Source organism: Caulobacter sp. GW821-FHT10A10, assembly GCF_059415745.1.
Genome location: NZ_JBWKNV010000009.1, coordinates 164603 through 189782 on the forward strand (window position 1 = coordinate 164603; position 25180 = coordinate 189782).

At 68.2% G+C, this 25180-nt stretch carries 15 protein-coding genes; 7 read left to right on the forward strand and 8 right to left on the reverse strand.

Annotated elements, in window-relative coordinates:
• Window positions 1-47 precede the first annotated feature (47 nt).
• Entirely contained in the window at window positions 48-260 is a 213-nt protein-coding gene (locus AC07NS_RS22645) for a hypothetical protein (protein ID WP_494606916.1), read from the reverse strand.
• Between the two features lie 217 nt (window positions 261-477).
• Between AC07NS_RS22645 and AC07NS_RS22650 the strand changes: the two genes are divergently transcribed.
• Together AC07NS_RS22650 and AC07NS_RS22655 are read left to right on the forward strand one after the other, a co-directional pair.
• Complete coding sequence (locus AC07NS_RS22650) at window positions 478-711, forward strand: hypothetical protein (protein WP_494606917.1); 234 nt, start codon at window positions 478-480, stop codon at window positions 709-711.
• A 130-nt stretch (window positions 712-841) separates the two neighbouring features.
• Window positions 842-1597 carry a thioesterase domain-containing protein gene (locus AC07NS_RS22655; protein WP_494606919.1) on the forward strand — a complete coding sequence of 252 codons (756 nt, stop codon included), beginning with the start codon at window positions 842-844 and terminating at the stop codon, window positions 1595-1597.
• Window positions 1598-1679: 82 nt separating this feature from the next.
• Here the strand turns inward: AC07NS_RS22655 and AC07NS_RS22660 are convergent, their stop codons facing one another.
• On the reverse strand, window positions 1680-2795 hold the full coding sequence (locus tag AC07NS_RS22660) for a tyrosine-protein phosphatase (RefSeq protein ID WP_494606921.1): 1116 nt from the start codon (window positions 2793-2795) through the stop codon (window positions 1680-1682).
• Window positions 2796-2799: 4 nt separating this feature from the next.
• A complete protein-coding gene (locus AC07NS_RS22665) occupies window positions 2800-5103 on the reverse strand; it encodes a TonB-dependent receptor (protein ID WP_494606923.1) in 2304 nt (767 codons plus the stop codon).
• 246 nt (window positions 5104-5349) lie between these two features.
• Between AC07NS_RS22665 and AC07NS_RS22670 the strand changes: the two genes are divergently transcribed.
• Window positions 5350-6504 carry a TetR family transcriptional regulator gene (locus AC07NS_RS22670; protein ID WP_494606925.1) on the forward strand — a complete coding sequence of 385 codons (1155 nt, stop codon included), beginning with the start codon at window positions 5350-5352 and terminating at the stop codon, window positions 6502-6504.
• An 18-nt stretch (window positions 6505-6522) separates the two neighbouring features.
• On the opposite strand, the gene AC07NS_RS22675 is transcribed toward AC07NS_RS22670, so the two are convergent.
• From AC07NS_RS22675 to AC07NS_RS22685, 3 genes are all read right to left on the reverse strand, one after another.
• The gene (locus tag AC07NS_RS22675) at window positions 6523-7173 is read right to left on the reverse strand and encodes a GntR family transcriptional regulator (protein WP_494606927.1); all 651 of its coding nucleotides are present in this window, start codon (window positions 7171-7173) and stop codon (window positions 6523-6525) included.
• Between the two features lie 187 nt (window positions 7174-7360).
• Window positions 7361-10120: a DUF5695 domain-containing protein gene (locus tag AC07NS_RS22680; RefSeq protein ID WP_494606929.1), complete on the reverse strand. Its 2760-nt coding sequence runs from the start codon at window positions 10118-10120 to the stop codon at window positions 7361-7363.
• Between the two features lie 8 nt (window positions 10121-10128).
• A complete protein-coding gene (locus AC07NS_RS22685) occupies window positions 10129-12480 on the reverse strand; it encodes a S9 family peptidase (RefSeq protein ID WP_494606931.1) in 2352 nt (783 codons plus the stop codon).
• Window positions 12481-12880: 400 nt separating this feature from the next.
• Here AC07NS_RS22685 and AC07NS_RS22690 point away from each other — a divergent pair, with 400 nt between their 5' ends.
• The 4 genes from AC07NS_RS22690 to AC07NS_RS22705 all read left to right on the forward strand — a co-directional run bounded on the left by AC07NS_RS22690 (window position 12881) and on the right by AC07NS_RS22705 (window position 20226).
• The gene (locus AC07NS_RS22690; RefSeq protein ID WP_494606933.1) at window positions 12881-15256 is read left to right on the forward strand and encodes a beta-L-arabinofuranosidase domain-containing protein; all 2376 of its coding nucleotides are present in this window, start codon (window positions 12881-12883) and stop codon (window positions 15254-15256) included.
• Window positions 15253-17013 (forward strand): DUF885 domain-containing protein, encoded by a 1761-nt coding sequence (locus tag AC07NS_RS22695; protein ID WP_494606935.1) that lies wholly within the window; start codon window positions 15253-15255, stop codon window positions 17011-17013. The genes AC07NS_RS22690 and AC07NS_RS22695 overlap by 4 nt, the downstream gene beginning before the upstream one ends.
• Before the next feature lies 1 nt (window position 17014).
• Window positions 17015-18574, forward strand: a complete 1560-nt coding sequence (locus AC07NS_RS22700) for a family 43 glycosylhydrolase (protein WP_494606936.1) — start codon at window positions 17015-17017, stop codon at window positions 18572-18574.
• Window positions 18575-18708: 134 nt separating this feature from the next.
• On the forward strand, window positions 18709-20226 hold the full coding sequence (locus tag AC07NS_RS22705) for a glycoside hydrolase family 27 protein (RefSeq protein ID WP_494606938.1): 1518 nt from the start codon (window positions 18709-18711) through the stop codon (window positions 20224-20226).
• Window positions 20227-20471: 245 nt separating this feature from the next.
• On the opposite strand, the gene AC07NS_RS22710 is transcribed toward AC07NS_RS22705, so the two are convergent.
• Together AC07NS_RS22710 and AC07NS_RS22715 are read right to left on the reverse strand one after the other, a co-directional pair.
• The gene (locus AC07NS_RS22710) at window positions 20472-23123 is read right to left on the reverse strand and encodes a TonB-dependent receptor (RefSeq protein WP_494606940.1); all 2652 of its coding nucleotides are present in this window, start codon (window positions 23121-23123) and stop codon (window positions 20472-20474) included.
• 318 nt (window positions 23124-23441) lie between these two features.
• Window positions 23442-24950 carry a DHA2 family efflux MFS transporter permease subunit gene (locus tag AC07NS_RS22715; protein ID WP_494606942.1) on the reverse strand — a complete coding sequence of 503 codons (1509 nt, stop codon included), beginning with the start codon at window positions 24948-24950 and terminating at the stop codon, window positions 23442-23444.
• Window positions 24951-25180 lie beyond the last annotated feature (230 nt).

The following is a 25180-nucleotide window of genomic DNA, read 5'->3' on the forward strand; positions in this document are numbered from 1 at the left end:
ATACTCCTTGGGCGACAGGTCAGAGTGCCCCGCGTCGCGACGGGGAGCTAGCCCTTGGCGACGCAAGCGGCGACGAAGGCCTGGCGCGAGCCGTGGCGCACCTTCTGGGCGGCCCAGACCTTCTCGCAGGCGGCGCGCTTGGCCAGCTCGGCGCGGGAAGGCGGGGTCTTGCGCGCGGCCGCCGAAGCCAGGGCGGGCGTCATCGACAGGCCAAGGCCGGCGATCAACATGGCGATGGTCGATAATCGGGGGGAGGGCATGGCTGGGCGTTCCTGGGCCGCGCCCACGAGTGTCGGCGCGTGAGCATGAAACCCCACGGCCCTTGCGGGCTTACGGCGCCCGTCTCGCAGATTTGTAAGGTTCGGGGACGGTTCCTGGCGCCGTTGTAAGGTTGGTGAGCGGCAAGCGTCAGGGCGCGGTCTCAGGGTCATCTTCATCGGCGCTTCCCGCCGCAAGACAGCCCCAGGAGAGACCATCGTGACCATCCGCGCCATCCTCGCCGCCGCCGTCCTCTCGACCGCCGGCCTGGCCGTCGCCGCCTCTGCCAGCGCCGCCGTCGCCCCGGCCTCGGCCCCGGCGACCGCCAAGCCGGCCAAGGCCGTGACCAAGGTCGCCACCCCCGCCAAGGCCGCGAAGGCCGCCAAGCCGGCCGTGCACAAGACCGCCGCCAAGAAGAAGGCTCACGCCATGCGCCACGCCAAGCCGGCCTGATCGCCGCGCCCCTCCGTTCCAGACACACCCGAACTTCAAATCCCGTCCTCCAAGAGGCCGCGGCGCTCCGTCCCCCCAGCGTCGCGGCCTTTCCCTGTTCCAAGCCCCCGTTTCAAGCCCGGAGCCCCGAATGTCTCTTGCCGTCGTCGCCATGGCCACCGCCGCGCTCTCGGCGTCCGTTCCCGCCGAGACGGCGAGCTATCCCTATGCGGATCTCGGCGCGGTCCACGTGTTCGCGCCCGCCGGAGCGCCGCATGGCGTGGCGGTGGTCCTGTCGGGCGACGGCGGCTGGAAGCCCTGGGAGGCCAGCGGCCGCATGGTCGAGGCCCTGGCCCAGCGCGGCGTTCTCGCCCTGGGTCTCGACGTCAATCCGACCATGGCCCGCATGGCCAAGGGCAAGGCGCCTTACGACCTCGCCGGCGAGATGCGCGCCGTCGCCGCCGATGGCGCGCGTCGCTATCACGCCGAGGGACCCGTCTATTTCGGCGGCTATTCGGCCGGAGCGACCCTGGCCTACGCGGCCGCCGCCCAGGCCAGGCCGGGCGATGTGGCGGGCCTGGTCACCGCCGGCTTCTGCCCCGACCAGAACACGGTCAATCCCGTCGGCGACGCCGAGGGGCATACGATGGGCTTCCGGATGAAATACGTGCCCGGCTGGGTCTACCGCCCTGTCGATTTCAAGGCACCCTGGGGATTGGTCGAGGGCGGCAGGGAGCACGGCTGCGCCGGCGGCGCGGTCGAGGCGTTCGTGGCCCAGGCGCCCTCGGCGCGGCTGTTCGTCGCCAATGGCGTACGTCATTCCTTCATGCCGCCGGCGGCGTGGAAGGGCGAACTCGACAGGGCGCTGGACCTGGCGCTGGGCGGCGCCGCAGCGGCCGCTCGATAACGCGGTCAAGAAAGCGATCAGGAAATGCCGCGCCGCTCCCAAAGGAGGCGGCGCGGCACCCTTGCCAAGGCCCCGACCGGCCTTAGACGAGATAGGTCGCCTTCAGCTTGGCGACGCCGGCGTCGGTCAGGCCGAAGCGGGCCTTGGCCAGGGCGGTCGGGCCGCCGAACCTGGCGTCGATCTGAGCCAGGGCGCGGCGCATGACTTCCGGATCCGAGCCCATGATCACGTCCAGAACCTCGGGCGGCATGGCCGCGAAGGCCTTCATCTGCTCGACCGTCATGCCGCCGGTCGCGCCGGCGCCGGCCTTGGCCATCTGCGCCTTGTACATCGACGGCGGGGTGTAGACCTGGGTCAGGGCGTAGTCGGCCAGCACCGTCTCGCGCGGCACGCCCAGGATCGACAGGATCAGGGCCGCGGCCGTGCCGGTGCGGTCCTTGCCGGCCGAGCAATTGAACGCCAGCGGCGCCTCGCCGGCCACGAGCCGGGCGAACATGTCGGTGAAGTGCGGTTGCAGGGTGTCGAGGAAGGCGACATAGGCCGCGGCGAAGGCGTCGACGGCCTGGTCGCGGGTCTTCAGGCCCGCCAGCATGCTCATCGAGGCGTTCATGTCGTAGTCGAAGGCCGCGACCTTGGCGCCGGCGACCTTCAGGAAGGCGCTGGGCTCGGCGGCGCGTTCCTGCGGATTGCGCAGGTCGCAGATCACCGAGACGCCCAGCTTGCCCAGATAGTCGAGGTCGCCATCGGTCAGGGCGCTGGTCACGCCCGAGCGATAGAGCTTGCCCCACTTCACCTGGCGGCCGTCGGCGGCGTACCAGCCGCCCAGGTCGCGGAAGTTGCGGCCGCCTTGCAGCGGCAGCAGGCGCTCGGCCACGCGGGTGGCGCGGCCGTCGGCGGCGGCGACCAGGAAGTACGGACGCGGCGAGACGGGAGCCTCGACATCGGCCGAACCACCGGCGACGGCGACCTTGGCCGGACGCATGGCGGCGCGCTTGGCGTCGGGGTCGCTGGAGGCGAACACCGAGGCGGCGGCCGCGCCCGTCCAGGTCAGGCGCAAGGCGTCCGGGCCGGCGCGTTCGGCCTTGGCCTCGAGGCGCGGGGCGGCGGCCAGCGAGGCGGCGGGAGAGGCGGCGATCATCGCGCCGCCGCCCAGCGTCGCGGCCATGAAGCCGCGACGGTCGATCTGTTGGTTTTTCATGGGTTTAGAACTTCACGTTGGCTTCGATGCCGAAGGTGCGCGGCTCGTTGTAGATGGCGTAGGTGCCCAGCGCGGCGTTGGTGTTGCGCATGAAGGCGTGGGACTCGTCGAGCAAGTTGCGCGACCACAGCGACAGCTGCAGGTCGGGCTGGTTGTCGCCCATGACGATGTCGGCCAGGGTCAGGCGGCCGTTGACGATAAACGACTTGTCGCTGAGCGTCGGGTCGGTGGTCGAGGTGTACTGGCCGTCCGACCAAGCGCCGTCCAGGTGAGCCTTCAGCGTCGCGCCGAGGAACGGGCGGTGGTAGTCGGCCGCCACGCTGCCGGCGTTCTTGGGGCTGTACAGCGGGTAGATGGTCGACATCGCGCCGGTGAAGGGGTTGTAGGCCTTCGACAGCTTGATGTCGGTGTAGGCATAGCCGCCCGAGAGCGTCAGGCCTTCGGTGACCTTCAGCGCGAAGTCGAGCTCGACGCCTTTGGTCTTGCCGGTGGCGGCGTTGGTGGTTTCCAGCGTGCCGCGGTTGTTGTTGAGGATCGTGACGTTGAAGTCGACCTGGGCGTCCTTGATGTCGCCGCTATAGGCGGCGACGTTCACGCGGGCGCGGTTGTCCCAGAACTCGGTCTTGGCGCCGACCTCGTACATCTCGACCTTCTCGGGATTGAAGGTGCGATAGGTCAGCGAGCGCGAGTTGGCCCCGCCGGCCTTATAGCCCGTGCTCCAGCGGCCGTAGACATTGACGTCCGGCGTCACGTCGAAGGCGACGCTGACCAGCGGGTCGAAGTGGTTCCATTTGCCGTCGAACGGGATGATCCCGGTGACCGTCGCGCCCACGCTGTTGACGTAGCTGGGCAGGGCGCCGTTGACGATGTCGAGTGTGCCGCTCTTCTTGTCGGTGGTGAAGCGGCCGCCGGCGGTGACGTGCAGGCGGTCGTCGAGCACGGCCGGCGTCCACACGGCCTGGCCGAAGGCGCCGTAGCTGGTGGTCTTGGCGTGGCTGGCCCGGTCCAGGCTGATCGTGTTGAAGTCCAGCGACAGGTAGCTGTAGGCCGTGCCCGTCGAATTCCACTGCAGGGAGTTCGGCGTCTGGGCGTTGTCGCGCACGTTCTCACGGAAATAGAAGGCGCCGAACACGTAGTCGATGCGGTCGGTCTTGCCGACCAGTTGCAGCTCCTCGCTGGCCTGGTCTTGCCAGAAGCGGGCGACGCTGTAGCGGGCGAACGTCCCGCCCGGCGAATAGACCGACAGCATTTCCGAGCCGTTGTCGAACTGGTTCTGCTGCAGCTTGCGGTACGAGCTGATCGACTTCAGTTCGAGGTTCTCGCCCAGCTTCCAGTTCAGGTTCAGGCGGTGGCCCCAGGTGTCGCCGTCGCTCACTTGCAGCGGCACGCCGACATTGGCGCTTTCGGCGCGGTCGGACTGCGTCTTCAGCATCGGGGCCAGAGCGTAGAGGCCCTTCTTCTCCAGCTGCACGTAGTAGGGCGTCGAGCCGTCGTACGAGGAGTCGAAGGCGTAGTCGGCGCTGAAGTTGTCGTTCGGACGCCACAGGGCTTCGACGCTCACGCCGCGCTTGTCGTAGCTGTTGAAGTCCGGCTGGCCCGAGGTGGTGGGGTTGGTGACGGTGCCGTCGCGCTTGCTGAGCAGGGCGTCGATCTTGATGCTGACGTCGTGGATTTCGGGCAGGTCGATGTGGGTCTCGGCCTTGTAGGCGTTGTAGTTGCCGTAGCCGAGCGTGGTGTTCATGCCGAACTGGCCGGTCGGGGCCTTGGTGATGATGCTGACCGCGCCGCCTTCGGTGTTGCGGCCGAACAGCGTGCCTTGCGGGCCCTTCAGCACCTCGATGCGCTCGACGTCGTAGAGCGCCGAGCCCAGGCCCTGGGCGCGGCCCATGTAGACGCCGTTGACGTAGACCCCGACGGCCTGGTCGCGGGCCGGCTGGTTGGCGTCGCCCAGGGCGCCGATGCCGCGCATACCGATTGTCAGGGCCGACTTGCGCGAGAAGAACGGAGCCACGCGCAGCGACGGGATCGAGCCGTCGCCCAGGTCCTCGACCGACTGGACGTTACGGGCCTTCAGGGCTTCGGCGTCCATGGCCGAGATCGCGATCGGGGTGTCCTGCAGGTTGGTCTTGCGCTTCTGGGCGGTGACCACGACCTCGTCGAGGCTGATGGCGGCGGAGTCGCCGCCCGGAGCGGCCGCGGTGTCGGCGGCTGGCAGGTCGGCGGCGTGCGCCTGGGCGGCGATGGCCAGGGCCGCGGCGCTCGCCAGAAGGGCGGCGCGCAGTGCGGCGCGGTCGGAAGTCTGTCGCATGTCTCTATCCCCTGAAGCGCGACGTCTTGGCGTCTGCGATGCGGGGCGAGTAGCCAGCCTCCATGAACTTGGAACGAACGTTATGTATCGTATTCGTGAAGGTCGTCGTTCGGTGAGCGCAAGGCTTGCGCCGACAGGGGCGGCTGGGGATCATGGGGCATGACCGTATCGCCGCCATCCGCGACCTTCGCGCTGGAACCTCAATCAATGCGGGATTCGAGCGAGAGCGCCGATCGGGCTTCGCGCTTGGTCCAAGCCGCCGCGCGGCTTGTGGCGCAGGAGGGAATCGCCGCCGCGACCGCCCGGGCCGTGGCCTCGGCGGCCGGCGTTTCGCCCAGCGCCATCAACTACAACCTGGGCGGAATGGAACGGTTGTTATCGTCAGCCTTCGCCCTCGGGGCGCAGGAGGCGAGCGACTGGCTGGCGGCGCGGGCGCGTGAGGTCGCCATGCTTCCACCCGGACCCGACGGCGCGGCGCGGGCGCTGGAGCACGTGCTGATCGAATGGACGGGACCGGCCCGTCCCTTGGCGCTGCTCTACCAGGAAGCCGTCGCCGAGGGCGTCGGCCTGGACTGGACGCGGGCTTGGGCGAGTTTCTGGCGCGAGACGGCCCAGGCGCTCGATCTGCCGCCGATCGCCGGCCGGGCCTTGCACGCCTTTTTCGAATCCGAGGCGCTCTATCACCTGTCGCCCTGGTCGCCGGCCCTGGAGCGGGCGGTGCTGCGCGACATGGTCGACCACTTCGCCGCCGTCTGGCTGGGCGCGCCCGCACGGCCCGAGGCTGGCGCCTTGCTGGCGGCCGAGCGCGCGGCCGGCGCCCGCCCGCACGGCTCGGTGCCGCTGTCGGCCATGCGCATCGCCGCCGCCGCCGCCGAGGTGGTCGAGGAAAAGGGCCTGGCGGGCCTGACCCACCGCGCCGTCGCCGCCCGGGCGAGCGTCACGACGGGGGCGGTGACGCACTACTTCCGCACCGTCGAGGATCTGGTCGGCGGCGCCATCCGCGGCCAGGTCGCGGCCATGGAGGCCGAAGCCGTCGAGGCCGCGGAGACGGCGCCCCACATCGACGAGGTGCTGACCCTGGAACGGCTGCGCGAGGTGCTGACCTTTCACGCTCGCGCCGAACGCCCGGCCAGCCCGGTCCTGCGCCGTCGCCGGCTGTTCCTGGCGGCCCTGCGCCGCGCCGATCTCGCCGGGGCGGGGGCGGTGATCCGCTACTCCCACGGCGGCACCCTGCGCGACTCCCTTGGCCGGGTCACCGGAAGGTCCGCCGAAGAGGTGGTGCTGGCCGCCGGCGTCGCCTCGCGCCTGCTGTCGGCCATCTGGTTCGCCTGCCGGGCGGATGACGACCCCGCCGCCGGGCGCGAGGCGCTCGCCGACTGGGTCCTGGCGTGGCTGCGCTAGGACAGCTTTGGGGGGCGTTTAGCCCTGCTTGAGCGCCAGCTGCTGGCGCAGGTCGTCCAGCGTGCCCTGGATGTGCTCGGCGAGCAGGGCCTCGACCTTGGCGGCGTCGCCGGTCTTCCAGGCGTCGAGGATTTCCCGGTGCTCGCGGCTGGCGCGCTCGTCGCGACCGAAGGGCTCCAGGTGGATGCGCACATAGCGCTCCGACAGGATCTGGAGCCGTTCGACCAGCTGGCTGGTGATGTGGCCGCCGGGGCGGACCAGCGACATGTGGAAGGCGCGGTTGTGGCTGACATGGTCGCCGTCGGGCCTGCCGAGCGCGGTCTCCAGGGCCGTGAGCGCGGCCTCGGCCCGCTCGTGGTCTTCAGGGCCGGCCTTGACGGCGGCCTTGGCGGCGGCGCCCGGCTCCAGCTTAAGGCGCAGGACGAAGACCTCGCTGGCTTCCTCGGTCGAGACGCCGCGCACCACATAGCCGCGGTTGGGGTAGGAGCTGAGTAGGCCGTCTTGCTCCAGTCGGCTCAGAGCCTCGCGCAATGGGATTTTCGAGACGCCGAGCTCGGCGGCGATGGCGTCCTGGCGCACGGCGGTTCCCGGAGACATGTCTCCCGTCAGGATCTTGAGGCGGACGACTTCATAGGTCTGCTCGGAGAGCGTGCGAACAATAATGCTCATAATGAACGGAGTATCTTCCAAGGCCGCGATCGGCGGCGCTGCTTCGTTCATCGTATATCAGATAAATCTCCAAGCTGACCAACAACTGACCTGGCTTGGGCAGGAAGCGGCTGCTCACGCTCGCCAATCAAACGAAAACGCCGCCGCTCGGAAGCGACGGCGTTCGTAGAAGAGGCGTCCGCCGGATCTATCGCGGACGCAGCACGATCGTCTTGGCCTTGTCGCCCAGCGGCACGGTGTAGGCGCCGCGCTCGAAGGTTGCTTCGGCCGGGACGTAGGCCTTGGCGCCGGCCGTGGTGGCCTCGACCAGCAGGCGCGCCGCGGGGGTGGCGGCGTCGGCGGCCGCCAGGGTCAGGGTGATCTCGCCGGTGGCCGGGGCGTAGGTCGCCGCCTCGATCTTACCGGCCTCCAGCGTCAGCCAGGCGCCGACGGGAGCGACGAACAGGCGGGCGCGGGCGCCGTCCTTGGGCGTGATGCGCACCACGCCGCCGTCGGCCTTGACGTCGCCGCCGAAGCCCAGCCAGCCGAAGGTCGGGTCCTTCACCGCATAGGTGGCCGCCGCATAGGCGTGGCCGAAGAAGCCCATGCCGTAGTCGCCGGTCAGCGGGTCCCACTTCATCATGTCGGGATAGGAGTGGAAGGCGGCCGAGCCGAAGCCGTCCTGGTCGATATTGGTGATGCCGCCCATCATGCCGCCGTAGGCAACGCGCAGCAGGTGCAGGTCGGCCGGATCGGCGCGGAAGGCGTCGAACAGCGGCACCGCGTTCAAGGCCGAGCCGTAGTGGTGGATCTGCCGCTCGATGCGCGAATACTTGCCGCCGTACAGGAAGTCCCAATAGCGGCGGGCGTTGCCGTTGTAGCCCCAGCTGGGGATGGTCGGGTCATAGGCGAGGATCACCTCGCGGGTCTCGTCGGCCTGGGGCTGGTAGCCGAAATAACGCATCCAGGCATAGACCTCGGGCTGGCCGGTGGAATCCCAGGCCATCTCGCTGCCGAACGGATAGGGCAGGGTCTTCCAGTGGTCGGCGCGGCCCTTCATCAGGGCCTCGTACTCGGCCGCCTCGGCGGTCATGCCCTCGCGCTTCAGGTCCTTGAGGATGTCGACGAAGACGTCGCCCTCCATCTGGCCGAACTGGGCGTAGTAGGGGGCGTCGCGCATCATCGCCACGGCGGTCATGCGCGCATGATCGAGGTACCAGCGCCAGTCGTGGCGGGTGACCAGGCCCTGGTGGTTGCGGGCCAGGCGGTAGAGCACCCAGTGGCCGATGGCGACGTGCGGGTAGTTGTAGGAGCGGCCCAGATCCCCGGCGTCCTTCTTCGACCACGAGGTCCAGGAGCGCCAGTCGATCTTGGGGTCGTAGTAGTTGGGCAGCTCGTCGGGCTGGTAGTAGAACAGGCTCTTCTTGACCGCCCCGGCCTGCGGGCCGTCGGCGACCTGCAGGTTGCCCACCACGGTCTCGTCGACCATGCGCTCAAGCCGCGCGACCTCGCCGGCGTCGGGGTTGTCGAGCTGCTTCATCATCGCCGCCACCCAGGCGCCGGCGCCGCCTTCGTCGCTCATGCCCGCGACCCAGACCCGGGAGTCCTGGGTGACGATCTTGTTGGTCTCGCGGTCGTAGCTGAGGATCGCCGGCGAACGGCCGAACGGATCGGCCTTGTCGTCGAACCACTGCTTCTCGGTGGAGAAGCGGCCAAGGTCGGCCATGGTCTGTTCGAGCGGCTTGGTGACGAAGTAGCTGACCGTCTGCACTTGGCCGTCGGCATAGGTGATCGACAGGGTCGCGCGGCCCCAGCCCGAGGCCTTCACGTCATAGCGCGCCCAGCCCTTGCCTTCGCCCGCCGCCGTGGCCGCCAGGGCGCCGGCCGGAAAGCTCTCGACCTTGGCCACTTTCGAAGGCGACCTCAGGAACAGCGAGCCCTGCTGATCGGTGGGCAGCACGTAGCCGGGCACGCCGACGGCGACGGGACGCTTGTTGGCGACCAGGGTCTCCTCGATGGCGCGGATCGAGGGCGAGGCCACGAAGCGCACGCCGATCTCGCGCTTTTCGCCCGGTTGCAGGGTGATGCTGGTCGGCGTGTTCCACTGCTGGCCGGCGTTCTTCCATTCCTTCTCGGCGAAGCCCAGGCTGGCCACGGTCCAGTCGTAGAAGCCCTCGGCGGTCTGGCCGCGCTGAGTCTTGTCGGTGAGGATGTCGCCGTCGCCGCGCGTGGCGCGGGCCTCGCGGATCGGGCGGTAGGCCTCCAGCGGCGTGCCCTTCTCGGGCAGCACCAGCAGGGCCGGGCCCTTGCCGTTCAGGCGGGTCACCTGCAGGTAGCCGGCGTCGCGGCCGATATAGGGATCGACGAAGCTAGCCTGGGCGTGGGCCTCCTCCAGCGAGCGATCGGTGATGATGTTGTCGAACACCATCGGCAGGCCCAGGCCCCCGATCTCCAGCGGCGTCTTGCCGGTGTTGACCAGGGTGAAGCGCAGGGCCAGCACGCCGTTGTCGTTGACCCAGCGGCGCTCGATACGCACTGGGGCACCGTCGCCCAGCGAGGCTGTGATGTCGGCGGCGGCCAGCACCGCGCCGCCGGCCTTCAGGGCGCGGATCGGCTTACGGGCGTGGGCCGAGCTGAAGTCGCGCCAGGCGCCGCCGGCCTCGCGCACGCGCAGATGAATGTCGCCGATGTGGACGTAGCCGCTTTCAGCCCGTTCGGCCTCGCGGGCGCCGGGCGTGAAGTCGAAGGCCGGCTCGCCCAGCGGCGACAGGCGCGCCAGCGTCTGGGTGTCGGTCCGCAGGTCCAGCTGGAACTGCTTGGTGCGATAGGCCGTCTTGGCGATCGGCGGGAAGACCTTCTTTTCTTCCTTGGGCGGTTCTTGCGCGAAAGCCGTCATCGGGACGGGCAGGGCGGCGGAGGCGCCGGCGAGCAGCAGCAGGGCCAGGGAAAGGGAGCGTGTTTTGTTCATCGGGCGCCTCATCGCGTGACCGGAGCCGAGGTCGCCGCTGTGGTCAGCGGCGGCGGGGCTTCGTCGAGCAGATTACGGGTGAAGTAGTCGCGCAGCTTCTTGTGGAAGAAGGGCTGGCCGACGGCGTGGGTGGTGTTGGGCAGGATCACAAGGTCGACGTCGCGGCCGGCCTTGATCAGGGCCTGGGCTAGGCGAAGGCTCTCGGTGACCGGCACGTTGTCGTCGATGTCGCCGTGGACCAGCAGCAGCTTGCCCTGCAGGTTGCCGGCGACCGACATGTTGGAGTTGCGCTCCCAGGTGGCCTCGTCGGCCAGGCCCATCGAGACCTCGGGCCACCAGGCCTTGTCCAGGCGCAGGTCGTGGTTGCCCGACGAGGCGACGGCGACCTTGAAGAACTCCGGCCGGCGCAGGACGAAGCGAGCCGCGTCGTAGCCGCCCGCCGAGCCGCCGTAGACGCCCACGCGGGTGGCGTCCATCTCGGGATGCTTGGTCGCCATCTGCTTGATCATGGCGATGTGGTCGTCGAGGCCGACTTCGCCGAGGTTCTGGTAGGCGGGCAGGCGGAAGGCCTGGCCCCGGCGCGAGGTGCCGCGGCCGTCGATCATCACCACGATCGCGCCGATCTGGGCGACGCTGTTGCCGCCGGCCAGGACGCTCTCGCTCCATTCGACCGGAACCTGGGTGGTGGTCGGGCCGGTATAGACGTTGTCGATCACCGGATAGCGGCGCTTGGGATCGTAGCCGGCTGGGCGGAAGATCATGCCGTAAAGCGGCGTCTTGCCGTCGGCCGCCACGCCCTGGAACGGCTCGGGCGGGGTGTAGCCGGCGGCGGCCAAGCCGCTGGCGTCGGCGCGGCCCAGTTCCAGCACGATCTTTCCATCGGCGGCGTCGCGCAGCACGGTGCGGGTCGGCTCCGTCGGGCTCGACATGGCGTCGACGAGCCAGCGGCCATCGGGCGAGACGCGGGTGTCGTGGTCCAGGGGCTCGGGCGTCAGCAGGCGCGGCGCGGCGCCGTCGAGGCCCGTGCGATAGAGGGCGCGGTCGTAAGGGTTACGGTCGGTCTCGCGACCGACGCCGGTCAGCACCAGGCTCTTGGCGGCTGGATCGATGTGCTCGATCGACAGGACTTCCCAGTTCCCGGTCGTCAGGGCCGCGCCGCCGTCCGGAGCGTCCGGCTTGACCAGATAGAGCTGCGCCCAGCCCGAGCGCTCGGAGATCACCAGCTCGCCGCCGAGGTCCGGCTGGGGCTGGATCTGGGTGGAGGTCACGGTTACGATCGGCTTGACGGCCTCGCGCGCCACGACGGTGGCGGCGCCGGTCTTCGGATCGGCCGAGTAGACGACGAGCTGGCCATAGCCGCGCTCGGTCCACTGCACACGGACGTGGTCGCCGATCCAGCCGAGGTCAGGATCGGCGGGATAGAGCAGCGACTCGCTGGGGATCTGCAGCGCGACCTGCTTGGCCTTGCCGTCCTTGAAGGCCTGGTCGACGTCGATCACCAGGCGGCTGGCCTGGGGCAGCACCTTCGCGCCGGCCAGCGGATAGACGTAGGCGAAGCTGCGCGGATAGAGGCCGCCGGGGTTCTGCTGGGTGATCGACAGCCGCTCGACGCCCCGGGTGTCGAGCCGCCAGGTCAGGACCTTCGAGCCGTCCGGCGACCAGCGCACCGAGACGGGCATGTCCGGCTCTTCCTTGCCGGCCTTCAGGATGTCGGCCAACTGCGGTATGCCGCGACCGTAGGGCTGTTCGCGGGTTCCGTCCTGGGTCAGGGCGATCTCGCGGCCGGTCTTCAGTTCGCGGGCGAAGAGGTTGAAGTCGCGGGCGACGATCTCGAAGCGGCCATCGGGCGATAGCGCCGGGTTCCATTCCGCCTCATGCGCTTCGGACAGCTCGCCCTTGGCTGAGAGGCTCCAGCGCTTGCCCTGAGCGTCGAAGGAAAGGACGCCGCCAGCGGTGTCGTAGCCCAGGCGGCTGAGCCACAGGCCGTCGGCCGGCACGGGCCTGCCCAGCGCCGCCGACAGCTTGCCGGCCAGGGCGCGATCATCGGTCAGGACGCGGTCTTGCTTGCTGGCCAGATCGACGAAGCGCACCGAGCGCTCGCCAGCCTTGCCCTTCAGATAGAGCAGGCCCTTGCCGTCGTCGGTGAAGGCCGGCTGAAGGTCGGCGTCGACGATCAGCTTGGCCAGATTCTGGCGCAGGAAGGCGTCGGCCTTGCGATAGCGCTCGGCGATCGGCGGCTGGGGGGAGGGGGCGGTCGCGCTCGAGGCGGGCTTGGTCGTTGTCGCGGCGACCGAAATCACCGGCGCGGACAGGGCCAGGACGGCGCCCGCCGTCATCCACAAGGTCGCTCGTCGCGACATGCGCGTCTTCGTCCGCAAGGCTCACCCCCGTTTCGCTTGGTTGCAGAAACGACGGTCAGCGATGCGACGTCAAGAAGATTATACGATATATGATCAGACTTTTTGTCGATCCCACGCATCTGGCGAAGTGGCCGTTCCTCGATCGAGGCGCCTCGCTTCCTCCTTATAAATGCGTAGGGCAAGCGAGGTTTCGGCGCACCATCGTGATGACCGAAGCAAGCCCGCCAAGCCCCTGACCTACCTGCACGAATGGCGGTCGCGGCTTGCCCGCTTGATAGGCTGGACGACGAGGGTGGCGTGCGTTTCGGCGCCGCTTCCCGCATCCCTGCAAATCAGGAGATTGACCTTCGAAAATATGTCTGACTTATTTCGTATACCGTATTAAGTTTTGGGTGCTTCGATGTCCGCCAGCCGCCGGGATTTGCTGCTCGCCACCGCCGCCGTCATGGCGTCCGCCCAGCCGATCCGCGCCTTCGCCGCCGGCAAGGGGCCTTCCGTTCCGACCAAAGCCGCGCCGCTGCCGCTTTCCGACGTGCGGCTGCTGCCGTCCGACTTCGCGACCGCGGTCGAGGTCAACCACGCCTACCTGCTGCGCCTCAGCCCCGACCGGCTGCTGCACAACTTCATGATCTTCGCCGGCCTGCCCGCCAAGGGGGAAATCTACGGCGGCTGGGAATCCGACACGATAGCCGGCCACACCCTGGGCCACTACATGAGCGCCCTGGTGCTGACCTGGCAGCAGACCGGCGACGCCGAGTGCCGCCGCCGCGCCGACTACATCGTCTCCGAACTGGCCCGCGCCCAGGCCAAGCGCGGCACCGGCTACGTCGGCGCCCTGCAGCGCAAGCGCAAGGACGGGACCGTCGTCGACGGCGAGGAGATCTTCGCCGAGGTGATGAAGGGCGACATCCGCTCGGGCGGCTTCGACCTCAACGGTTCCTGGTCGCCGCTCTACACGGTGCACAAGCTGTTCGCCGGCCTGCTCGACATCCACGCCGCCTGGGGCAACGCCCAGGCGCTTGAGGTCGTGACCGGCCTGGGCGCCTATTTCGAGAAGGTGTTCGCCGCCCTCGACGACGCCCAGATGCAGACCCTGCTGGGCTGCGAATACGGCGGCCTGAACGAGAGCTACGCCGAGCTTTACGCCCGCACCAAGGACGCGCGCTGGCTGGTCGTGGCCGAGCGCATCTATGACCGCAAGGTCCTGGATCCGCTGGCCGCGCAGGAGGACAAGCTCTCCAACTTCCACGCCAACACCCAGGTGCCCAAGCTGATCGGCCTGGGCCGCCTCTACGAGCTGACCGGCAAGGAGAAGGACGCCACCGCCGCGCGGTTCTTCTGGCAAACCGTCACCCAGCACCACAGCTATGTCATTGGCGGCAACGCTGACCGTGAGTACTTCTCGCAGCCCGACAGCATCGCCGACCACATCACCGAGCAGACCTGCGAGCACTGCAACACCTACAACATGCTCAAGCTGACCCGGCAGCTCTATAGCTGGAAGCCCGACGGCTCGCTGTTCGACTATTATGAGCGCGCCCACCTCAACCACGTGATGGCGGCGCAGAACCCCAAGACCGGCGGCTTCACCTACATGACGCCGCTGATGACCGGGTCGACGCGCGGCTTCTCGACGACCGACGACGACGCCTTCTGGTGCTGCGTCGGCAGCGGCATGGAGAGCCACGCCAAGCACGGCGAGTCGATCTTCTGGGAAGGCGAGGGGACCCTGCTGGTCAACCTCTACATCCCGGCGAACGCCCAGTGGAAAGCGCGCGGCGCGGCCCTCAAGCTCGAAACCCTTTATCCGTTCGAGCCGGAAAGCCGCCTGACCCTGAGCAAGCTGGCCAAGCCCGGCCGCTTCACCATCGCCCTGCGCGTGCCTGGCTGGGCCAATGGCAAGGCCGTGATCAGCGTCAACGACGAGGCGGTGACGCCCGTGCTGTCGGGCGGCTACGCCCTGGTGGAGCGTCGCTGGAAGGCTGGCGACGTCGTCTCGATCGCCCTGCCGCTCGACTTGCGGCTGGAGGCGGCTCCGGGCGATGCGAACACCATCGCCTTCCTGCGCGGTCCCATGGTGCTGGCCGCCGACCTTGGTCCGGGCGAAGCCGAATGGAACAGCGCCGATCCGGCCATGGTCGGGACCGACCTGCTGGCTGGCTTCAAGCCGGTCGAGGTCAAGAAGGCGCTCTACACCGTCGACGGCGTGTCGCGGCCCGGCGCCCTGAGCTTCGCGCCGTTCTACAGCCAGTACGAGCGCCGCAGCGCCGTCTACTTCAAGCGCTTCACCGAGGCCTCGTGGAAGACCGAAGAAGCCGCGTTCCTGGCCGACCAGGCCAAGGCCCGCGACATCGCCGCCCGCTCGGTCGACGTCATGCACCTGGGCGAGATGCAGCCCGAGCGCGACCACAACCTGACCTCCGACATCTCCTATCCGGTCAGCTATCGCGGCCGTAACGGCCGCGACGCCCGCTCCGGCGGCTTCTTCGAGTTCGACATGAAGGTGCGGGCCGGGGCGTTGATCCTGCAGGCGACCTATTGGGGCGGCGAGCGCGCGCGGACCTTCGACATCCTGGTCGATGGGACCAAGGTGGCGACCCAGGCCCTCGACAACGACCGTCCGGGCAAGTTCTTCGATGTCGAGTACCCGCTGGCCGAGACCCTGACCAAGGGCAAGACCAGCGTGAAGGTGCGCTTCGTGCCGAAGGAGCGGTCGAGCGCCGGGCCGGTGTTCGGCGTGCGGGTGTTCAGCGCCAAGGCCGGGGCCACGGCATGAACCGTCGCGGCTTGATGTTCTCCGGCGCGGCCGTCCTGGGCCTCGCCGCGGCGCCGGCCTGGGCGGCGCCCGCCGCCGGTTCGGCCGACAAGCAGTTCGAGGCGATCTACACCGCCGAGTACGACTGGCGGGTCAGCCAGGCCGCGCCCGACGAGGACAATCCCAACGCCCCCAAGCGGCTGCCCGATGTCGGTCCCGCCGTGCAGGCCGCGCGCCTGAAGCGGTGGACCGAGGTGTCGAGCCAGCTCGCAGCCCTTCCGGTCGCCCAGCTGTCGGTCGAGAACAAAATCAACTTCGCCGTCTACAAGGGCCAGATCGACGCCCTGCTGGCCGAGCAAAAGTACCGCGAATACGAAAAGCCGCTCAGCGCCGACACCAGCTTCTGGGGCGACGTGGCCGAGTGGTCGCGCGGGTCTTTCCGCACCGAGGAGGACTACCGCAACTACGTGGCCATGCTGCGCGAGATCCCGCGCTACTACGGCCAGCAGATCATCAACATGCGTAGCGGCGTGAAGCGCGGCTTCACGGCGGCCAAGATCACCCTGCAAGGCCGCGACGCCGGCGTGGTGCTGGCCGCCGAGGCCAAGACCCCGCAGGACTCGCCGTTCTACGCGCCGTTCAAGGTCATGCCGTCGGTGATCCCGGCGGCGACGCAGGCCGAGCTCCGCAAGCAGGCGGCCGAGGCGATCACCAAGGACGTGACGCCCGCCCACGCCAGCCTGCTGGCCTTCCTGCGCACCGAGTACATCCCGGGCGCGCGCAACTCGCTGGCGGCCTACGACCTGCCGGACGGCAAGGCCTACTACCAGTCCAAGATCGTCGAGTTCACCACCACCGACCATACGCCCGACGAGATCCACGCCATCGGTCTGGCTGAGGTCGCCAAGATCCGTGGTCGGATGCAGGATGTGATCAAGGAGGTCGGTTTCCAGGGCGACCTGCCGGCCTTCCTGACCTATCTGCGCACTGATCCGAAGTTCTACGCCAAGACCCCGCAGGAGCTGCTCAACCGCGCCGCCTGGATCGCCAAGACCTTCGACGGCAAGGCCAGCCAGTGGTTCGGCCGCCTGCCGCGCAGCCGCTTCGCCATCAAGCCAGTGCCCGACGAGATCGCGCCGTTCTATACCGGCGGCCGGGGCGGGCCGGGCATCTATCTGGTCAACACCTACGATCTGCCCTCGCGTCCGCTCTATTCGCAGGTCGCCCTGACCCTGCACGAGAGCGCCCCGGGTCACGCCTTCCAGATGCCGCTGGCGGCCGAGAACCAGAACCTGCCGGCCTTCCGCCGCGACACCTACCTGTCGGTCTATGGCGAGGGCTGGGCGCTCTATTGCGAGGCGCTGGGCGAGGACATGGGCATGTACGAGACGCCCTATGACCGCTTTGGCATGCTCAGCTACCAGATGTGGCGCGCCGCGCGGCTGGTGGTCGACACCGGGCTCCACGCCAAGGGTTGGAGCCGCGAGCAGGCCCAAAAGTACCTGCATGACAACACCGCCATGGGCGACCATGAGATCGAGACCGAGGTCGATCGCTACATCGCCTGGCCGGGCCAGGCCCTGTCCTACTACATGGGCATGCTGGCCTTCGTGGAGGGCCGCGCCCGCGCCGAGAAGGCCCTGGGGCCGAAGTTCAACATCCGCGCCTTCCATGACGCCGTGCTCGAGATCGGCTCGGCGCCGATCCCGGTGATCCAGGCCCGCATCGACCAACTGATCGCCGATGGCGGCAAGGGGCCTTATCCCGATGAGGAATGAGTTGAAGCGCGCCCTGATCGCGGGCGCGGCCCTGCTGCTGTCGCCAGTCGCCGCCTGCGCGGCTGGCCCGGAAGCGGTCCACGCCCCGGGCAACCCGATCCTGGCCGACGGCCGCTACTACTCGACCGATCCCGCCCCGGTGGTCGACGGCGATACGCTGTGGATCCTGGCCGGTCGCGACGAGGCGGCGCCGGACATCAACGACTTCATCATGAACGAGTGGCAGCTGCTGGCCACCAAGGACCCGGCCTCCGGCGACTGGCTGCACTATCCGGCCATCGCCAAGCCTCAGGCCGTGTTCAAGTGGGCCGAGGAAGGCCGCGCCTATGCCGGCCAGATCGTGAAGGGCAGGGACGGCAAGTTCTATCTCTACGCCCCTGTGCTGCAGGCCGGCGGAAACGCCAGGGACCGCTTCGCCATCGGCGTCGCTGTCTCCGACAGCATGACGGGGCCGTGGGTCGACGCCCATCCGTCTGGCCCGATCATCTCGCAGACCACGCCGGTCGCTAACGACATCCAGAACATCGACCCCACCGTGCTGATCGACGACGACGGCCGGGTCTATATCTACTGGGGCACCTTCGGACAGCTGCGTGGCATGGAGCTGGCCGCCGACATGGTCACGCCCAAGGGGGCGGAGGTGAAGGTCGAGGGGCTGACCGGCTTCTTCGAGGCCCCATGGCTGATGAAGCGCAAGGGCGTCTACTACATGCTCTACGCTGGCAATCGCGCCGGCCCGAAGTCGGACTGCACGCCGGCCGTCTATCACGCCTGCATTGCCTACGGCACGGCGACCTCGCCGCTGGGGCCGTGGACCTATCGCGGCGTCATGCTGGGTCCGGTGTCGTCGACGACCTCGCACTCGGGCGCGGTTGAGTTCAAGGGCCGCTGGTACATGGCCTACCACACCGCCGACGCGGCGGGTGGCGGCCATTTCCGGCGCAGCGTGGCGCTGGATCCGATCGAGTGGGACGACAGCGTCAGCCCGCCGGCCATCCGCAAGCTGATTCCGACGCGCCGGCCGCAACCAGCGCCGGCTCCGACTCGCAACATCGCCGGCCAGGCGACCGCCGGGGCCTCCAACGAGCCGATCCCGGTCCAATACTGGATCAAGGCGCTGAACGACGGGATCACCAAGGCCTCGCCCTTGCCACCGGACACCTGGGGGACCTGGTCGCCGAACAATCCGCCGCGCCAGTGGGTCGAGTACCGTTTCGACGCGCCGGTGACCGTGGACGGCGCCCGCATCTGGTTCTGGGGCGATCAGCCGGCAGGCTCCGGCATCGGCGTCGCCCCGCCCAAGGCCTGGCGCATGGAATACTGGGACGGCGGCTGGAAGCCGGTCGCTGCTCCCAAGGGCTTCGGCACGGACGTCGGCGCCTTCCAGGACGCCACCTTCGCGCCCGTCACGACCCGCTGCCTGCGGGCGGTGTTCGACGCGTCTTCAGCCGGCGGAACCTACGCCGCCGTCGCCGTGCAGGAATGGGAAGTGCTGGCCCCCAGCCCGGCGCTTCCCAAGGCCGGCTCGGGCCATGCGCCGCCCTGCGAGGCCGCGCGCTGAGCCGACTATGGACGATCCGCGCGCCGGGCCGGGCGCGCGGATCGTCTTCACCGATTTATCGAGGCCCTGGCGTCGCGCCGGGACTGAGCTTTGCTGCGCCTTGTCCGCAGCCTGATCCACACAAAGGAGATCGCATGCGTCGCCTGCTCATCCCGCTCGCCCTGGGGCTCGCCGCCTCGCACGCGGCCATGGCCGCGCCCGCCGCCCAGCCTGGGCTGGCTGGCGTCTGGACCTTCGACGATGCGCCGTCCTACCCGGGCGTCACCCTGATGAAGATCGAGCAGAAGGCCGGCAAGCCGACCGGGACCGTGACGACGGCCTGGTACGGCGCGATGGACATGCAGAACCTTGTCGTGAAGGACGGGGTGGCGACCTTCGAGCTGCGCAATCTCAACGACAAGGACAAGCCCACCCGCCAGTGGACCGCGACCCTGAAGGGCGCCGGGGTCTCCCTGGCCGGCGACATCTGGTACGCCCATGTCGAGCAGGACGGTCGTCGGGGCACGGCCGCCGACGCCAAGGCCCGCGCCTTCACCACCACTAGCCTGCCGCCGATGGGCGAACTGGCCGCGGACGGCCTGGGCGCCAAGCCGCCGATGGGCTGGAGTAGCTGGAACAAGTTCGGCGCGGCGATCGACGACAAGACCGTCCGGGCGATGGCCGACGCCATGGTCGCCTTCGGCCTGCGCGACGCCGGTTATGTCTATGTCAACATCGACGACGGCTGGCAGGGCGAGCGCGGCGCCGACGGCGTGCTGCGGCCCAACGACAAGTTCCCGGACATGAAGGCCCTGGCCGACTATGTCCATTCGAAGGGCCTGAAGCTGGGCATCTACAGCTCGCCCGGTCCCAAGACCTGCGCCGGCTACGCCGGCAGCTACGGCCACGTGGCCCAGGACGCCAAGACCTTCGCCGAATGGGGCGTCGACTATCTGAAGTACGACCTGTGTTCTGGCGAGTGGTTCTATGCCGACGCCGACACCGTCAAGCGCACCTATTACGAGATGGGCGCGGCGCTGCGGGCCACTGGCCGGCCGATGATCTATTCGCTGTGCCAGTACGGCCGCTTCGACGTCGGCGCCTGGGGGCGTCAGGTCGGTGGCCACCTGTGGCGCACGACCGGCGACATCACCGACGACTATCCGACCATGGCCAAGATCGGCTTCGACAAGAACGGCAAGCCCGAGTTCGCCGGCCCCGGCGGCTGGAACGATCCGGACATGCTGGAGGTCGGCAACGGCGGCATGACCAAGGACGAGTACCTGACCCACATGAGCCTGTGGGCCATGTCGGCCGCCCCGCTGATGATGGGGCACGACCTGCGCGAGACCGGCATCGAGGTGCTGAAGATCCTCGAGAACCGCGAAGTGATCGCCGTCGACCAGGACCCTCGTGGCGTGCAGGGCAAGGCTGTGCGCAAGGACGGCGCGACCGAGGTCTGGAGCAAGCCGCTGGCCGACGGTCAGGTCGCCGTGGCCCTGTTCAATCGTGGCGACAAGCCGGTCCGGATGGAGCTGAAGGCGGCCGACGCCGGCGTCGCCGGCCTGACGGCCGTGCGCGACCTCTGGCGCGGCGCTGATCTGCCGGCGGGCGAACAGGCCTTTGATGTGCCGGCGCGCGGCGTGGTGATGGTGAAGGTGAAGGGGAGCTGAGGCTTCCCTTCAGGCCGTAAAGGCGAGGGGCGCGGGCCATTCGGTCCGCGCCCCTTTTTTCATGGGTGACGATCTGAAGCCCGGGGGGCTTGTGTCACGACGCGCTGTGATGACCGGCCCAGCTCCGCGAAGCGGGCAAGAAGAAGGGGAGGGGCGATGATCGCCGCCTCCCCTGGGAGCGGCTGGGGGAACTTAAGCCGCTCGCTGGCGGCGTCCGGTTGGGGCCGGACGCCGGTTGGTGTTCGTCAGTAGCGGAAGCGGGCGCTGACCTGCAGGGTGCGGGCCTGCACGCGGACGCCCAGGGGCAGCATGCGGTCCTGGCCCCAATAGACGTTGTTGTTTTCCTTCAGCAGGTTGGTGCCCTCGAAGCTCAGCGTCAGCTGCTTGACCGGGGTCCAGTTTACCGCCGCGTCCAGACGCGAGGTCGCGTCGTTGTACGGCGAGTATTCGGGGTTGTCCTGGTAGACGAAGATCTTGTAGCGGGCGCGGTAGTTGTAGGCCACGCGGGCGCTGAACTGCGGCGTATCGTAGTAGAGCGCCAGGTTGTAGGTGTACTTCGAGGTGCTGTCGGCGTCGAAGACGCCCGGGATCAGCCGTTGATCCCCTTCGAAGGGGTAGTTGATGTTGTACTTCGCCATGTAGGTGAAGTTGGCGCTGGCCCCGAAGTTGCGCAGCTTGCCGGGCAGGAAGTCGAAGAAGGCCGACGTGTTGAACTCGTAGCCCTGGAACTCGCCCGGGCCGGCGTTGCGGTTCTTGTAGACGGTGTACTCGGCGCCGTTCACGGTTTCCGTGCTGCCGCTGTAATAGATGTAGCCGTCGGGCTTCTTGAGGAACGCGCCGAGCGAAACGATGCCGCCGCGGCCGAAGTAGTACTCCAGCGAGGCGTCGTAGTTCTCCGAACGGTTCGGCTTCAGGTCCGGATTGCCCGAATAGATGACCATGTTGTTGGCCTGGATCGTCTGCCAGGACGACATGTCCAGGAAGCTCGGGCGCTGGATGTTGTAGGTGTAGGCCATCCGCAGCTGGATCTTCGGCGTGAAGTGGATCACCGCGTTCAGGCTGGGCAGCACGTCGACATAGTCGCCGCCGCCTTCGGTCGGGGTGTCGACCCGGTTCCAGTTCTGGTCGAGGCTGATCTTGGTGCTGACGTTCTCGCCTTCGGTCTTGACGATGCGGACGCCGGCCACGCCGTCGATCGGGAAGCGGGTCTTCACGGCGTAGTTCAGGTTGACGTAGCCCGCCAAGCTCTTCTCGTCCTCGACATAGCTCTGGCCCACGTCGTTGGACGGCTTCACGGTCGTCCAGCCGGCGACCGTCCGCAGGGCGGCCGTGTTGGCCATCAGGTCGGGGCCCGACAGGTGGTACCAGGTCGGCGAGAAGCCGCCGACGGCGAGCTTGCTGGTGGTGACGCCGATGCCCGGCGCGAAGCCGGTCAGGCTGGTGGTCGGGAAGGCGTCGCGATAGCCGTAGTCGCGGGTCAGGTGGCGATCGGTATAGCGCGTCCCGAAACCGATGCTGCGGAAGAACTTGTCGTCGCTCAGGCGATAGGTGCCATCGGCCTTGAGCACGAACTCGCGGCTCTTGGCGTAGGTCTGTTCGTCGTGGACCTGGAAGATCTGGTAGTTGCCGACTTGGCTAAGGTCGGTGCCGGTGAAGGTGATGAAGGGGCCGCGGCCCGGAACGTTGCTGGAATTGAAGTCGACATTGACCGAGCTGATCGGATTGCCCGAGGCGTCCAGAAGGTGCGCCAGGGTCAGGATGCCGTAGTAGTTCGTCGAGCTCCAATTGTACTGGGCGGCGCCGTCGATCTGCAGGCGATCACCGTGCCAGTGGACCTCGGCGTTGGTGGTGTAGTTGTCGGAGTCGACTTCCTCGTAATAGGACTGGGCGCTGGCGTCGACGCCAGCCGCGCGGGTGAGCGTCAGCGACTCGACCGTCTTGCCGTCGTCACCCAGCACCACGTTCGAGACGCTGCTGTTCGGGTCGCGGGTGGTGACGTGCAGGCGGTCGCGCGCGCGCTTTTCCTCACTGCCGAAATAGGAGCCCTCGAGGACGAAATCGAGATGCTCGTCATAGCGCCATTGGCCGACCACGTTGATCGACGGGCGGGTGATCTTGCCCTGTTCGACGCCGTAGTTCACCGCGTAAGGGGCGATGATGTTCTGCTGGCTCGCCGGCAGGGACGCCCGCGAAGGGGTGTTTTCGAAGAATTCGTCGGGGGATTCGCTCTCGACGAAGTCCTCCTCGTAGTTGTTGCGGGTGTAGGAGCCGTTGATCAGGAAGCCCATCTCGCCGATGGCGGTGTCGAAGCGGTTGCCGACCAGCAGGCTGGCGTAGGGGCTCTTGGTGTCGCCGGTGCTGCCGTAGACGTTCTTGACGCTGCCGGCGATCGTGTAGCCGTTGCGCAGGTCCAGCGGTCGGCGCAGTTCGACGTTCACGGTGCCGGCGATGCCGCCTTCGACCTGGTCAGCGGTGCGGGTCTTGTAGACCTGGACCGACTTCAGCAGTTCGGCCGGGATGTCGGCCAGGTTGGTCGAGCGGGCTTCACCGACGCTGTTGCTGTTGCCGTTGATGGTGGTCGAGATGCCCGACATGCCGCGGATGGTGACGTTCGAGCCTTCGCCGTGGACGCGCTCGATCTGCACGCCGGTGATCCGCGACAGGGCCTCGGGCACGTTGTTGTCGGGCAGCTTGCCGACGTCTTCGGACTCGATCGACTCCACGATCTGAGCGGATTTGCGCTTGCGCTCCGCCGCCGCGTTCAGGCTTCCGCGGATGCCCTTGACGATGACCGTGTCGACGACGTTGGTGTCGGTATCGGCTTTCTTGTCTGACTTTTCAGGAGCGCTTGCGGCGTCCGTCTTGACGTCCTGCGCTAGCGCTTGATTTCCAACCATAATTGCCGCCGCGCTCGTAGCGACCAGCAACCAATTTTTCCCTCGGACCTGCATTTGTCCTCTCCCCTGACAAATTCGTGACAGGGAGGAACGCATATAACTCAGACAAGGTCAAAATAAATTATACGATATATCCGGACGGAATTGATCGGCTTGAAAGGCGCGCATTCGGAAGGCTGGGATGCGGCGTGGGGCGCCTTGTTGCGGGGCTGAAGCGTCTCGCGGCATGAACGGCCGATCAGCGCCGCGCGCCGCGCAAGACAGGCGTCGGGAACGACGTTTTCGGGTGTGAAAGACGCTTAGGCTACGGGCGGAAAATCAGCCGCGCTGAGGGCGTCCGCTGAGATCGGCGCCGGCGTCCGGGGCGAAGCGGCGGTTCCAGATCGTGGCCGAGGCCGAGATCGCCGTGACGATCAGGAAGGCCAGGGTGAAGTCGGCCAGTCGCGGCGAGGCGTGGTCGCCCGCCAGCATGCCCAGGTGCAGGGCCAGGGCGCCGGCGCAGACGCCCAGCGACAGCATCAGCTGCTGGAAGGTGGCGTAGAAGCTGGTTGCCGAACTCATTCGCTCGGGCGGGATCTCGTCATAGGCGATGGTGTTGTAGGCGGTGAACTGGAACGACATGCAGAAGCCGCTGACCATGAGCGTCAGGAAAATCAGCCAGATCGGCCATTCGGGCCGGAACAGGCCGCAGACCGCGTAGCCGGCGCTGGCCGCCAGGCCGCCGACGATCATGCTGTTCCTGAAGCCAAAGCGGCGCAGGATGCGCGGCGCCAGGCTCTTCATCGCCAGCGAGCCGATGGCCCCGGCGATGGTGATCGTGCCGCTGGCCGCGGCGGTCATGCCGAAGCCCAGCTGCAGCATCAGCGGCAGTAGAAACGGCTGAGCGCCCTGGGTGATGCGGGTCAGCGAACCGCCGATCACCGACAGCCGGAACGACGGCACGGCCATCAGCGACAGGTCGAGGATCGGGTCGGCGCGCCGGCGGGCGTGACGCAGATAGAGTCCGCCCGCGACCAGGCCGACGGCGATCAGCGCCAGGGCCTGGGGCAGTTCGCCGCTGCGGCTGGTCATCTCGAAGCCGAACAGCAGGCAGCCCAGCGAGGCGCCCGACAGCAGGAAGCCGACGGGATCGGCCCGCACCGGCGTCTCGCCGCGCACCTCGTCGATGAACAGGGTGACCAGCACGACGCCCAGCACGCCGATCGGGATGTTCAGGTAGAAGATCCAGCGCCAGTCCAGATAGGTGACGATGAAGCCGCCGATCGGCGGGCCCAGGATCGGGCCGATCAGGGCCGGGATGATCAGCCACGACATCGCCGAGACCATGTCCTGCTTGGCCACCGACCGCAGCAGCACCAGCCGGCCGATCGGGATCATCATCGCGCCGCCGATCCCCTGCAGGAACCGGGCGAGGATCAGCATCGGCAGGCTGGTCGCCTGGCCGCACAGCACCGAGCCGCCGACGAAGACGGCGATGGCCAGGCGGAACACGGTCTTGGAGCCGAACCGGTCGGCCAGGCGTCCGCTGGCGGGGATGAAGATCGCCAGGGCCAGCAGATAGGCGGTGAGGGCGGAACTGAGGCTCGGCGCGGGCACGCCGAAGTCGCGGGCCATGGTGGGCAGGGCGGTGGCCAGCACCGTGGCGTCCATCTGCTCCATGAAGAGGGCGCAGGCGATGATGACGGCGACGAGGCGGTAGGGCGGTCGCTTGCGGTCGTCGATCGGCGGCGCGTCGGGCGCGCGGGTGACGCCGTCGGCGGCGGGAAGGATGCCGTCGCGGACCTCGGAATTGATCGACGCCAGGCCTCGCCGTCTCAGCCTGGTCACGCGTCCGTCTTTCGGTCGGGAGACGTGGGAGGCGAGACTGGGCGGAGCAGGCGTAGGGACACGGACGAATCTTGGCTGTCGAGCGAGCGGGCGCGCAAGCGCCCCATAGATAGGCGCGAATGGTCAAGTCGCCAGCTTTTCTAAATTCCTACTAATTCAATCTGAATTGCGGCGCGGGCGCAAACGGGAGCTGGCTGGGGTCAGCCAAGCTTAGTTCCCGCGAGTGTTCC

Coding starts and splice junctions, on each gene's coding strand:
- AC07NS_RS22645 (WP_494606916.1), bottom strand. CDS start 260: ATGCCCTCCCCCCGATTATCGACCATCGCCATGTTGATCGCCGGCCTT.
- AC07NS_RS22655 (WP_494606919.1), top strand. CDS start 842: ATGTCTCTTGCCGTCGTCGCCATGGCCACCGCCGCGCTCTCGGCGTCC.
- AC07NS_RS22660 (WP_494606921.1), bottom strand. CDS start 2,795: ATGAAAAACCAACAGATCGACCGTCGCGGCTTCATGGCCGCGACGCTG.
- AC07NS_RS22665 (WP_494606923.1), bottom strand. CDS start 5,103: ATGCGACAGACTTCCGACCGCGCCGCACTGCGCGCCGCCCTTCTGGCG.
- AC07NS_RS22675 (WP_494606927.1), bottom strand. CDS start 7,173: ATGAGCATTATTGTTCGCACGCTCTCCGAGCAGACCTATGAAGTCGTC.
- AC07NS_RS22680 (WP_494606929.1), bottom strand. CDS start 10,120: ATGAACAAAACACGCTCCCTTTCCCTGGCCCTGCTGCTGCTCGCCGGC.
- AC07NS_RS22685 (WP_494606931.1), bottom strand. CDS start 12,480: ATGTCGCGACGAGCGACCTTGTGGATGACGGCGGGCGCCGTCCTGGCC.
- AC07NS_RS22690 (WP_494606933.1), top strand. CDS start 12,881: ATGTCCGCCAGCCGCCGGGATTTGCTGCTCGCCACCGCCGCCGTCATG.
- AC07NS_RS22695 (WP_494606935.1), top strand. CDS start 15,253: ATGAACCGTCGCGGCTTGATGTTCTCCGGCGCGGCCGTCCTGGGCCTC.
- AC07NS_RS22705 (WP_494606938.1), top strand. CDS start 18,709: ATGCGTCGCCTGCTCATCCCGCTCGCCCTGGGGCTCGCCGCCTCGCAC.
- AC07NS_RS22710 (WP_494606940.1), bottom strand. CDS start 23,123: ATGGTTGGAAATCAAGCGCTAGCGCAGGACGTCAAGACGGACGCCGCA.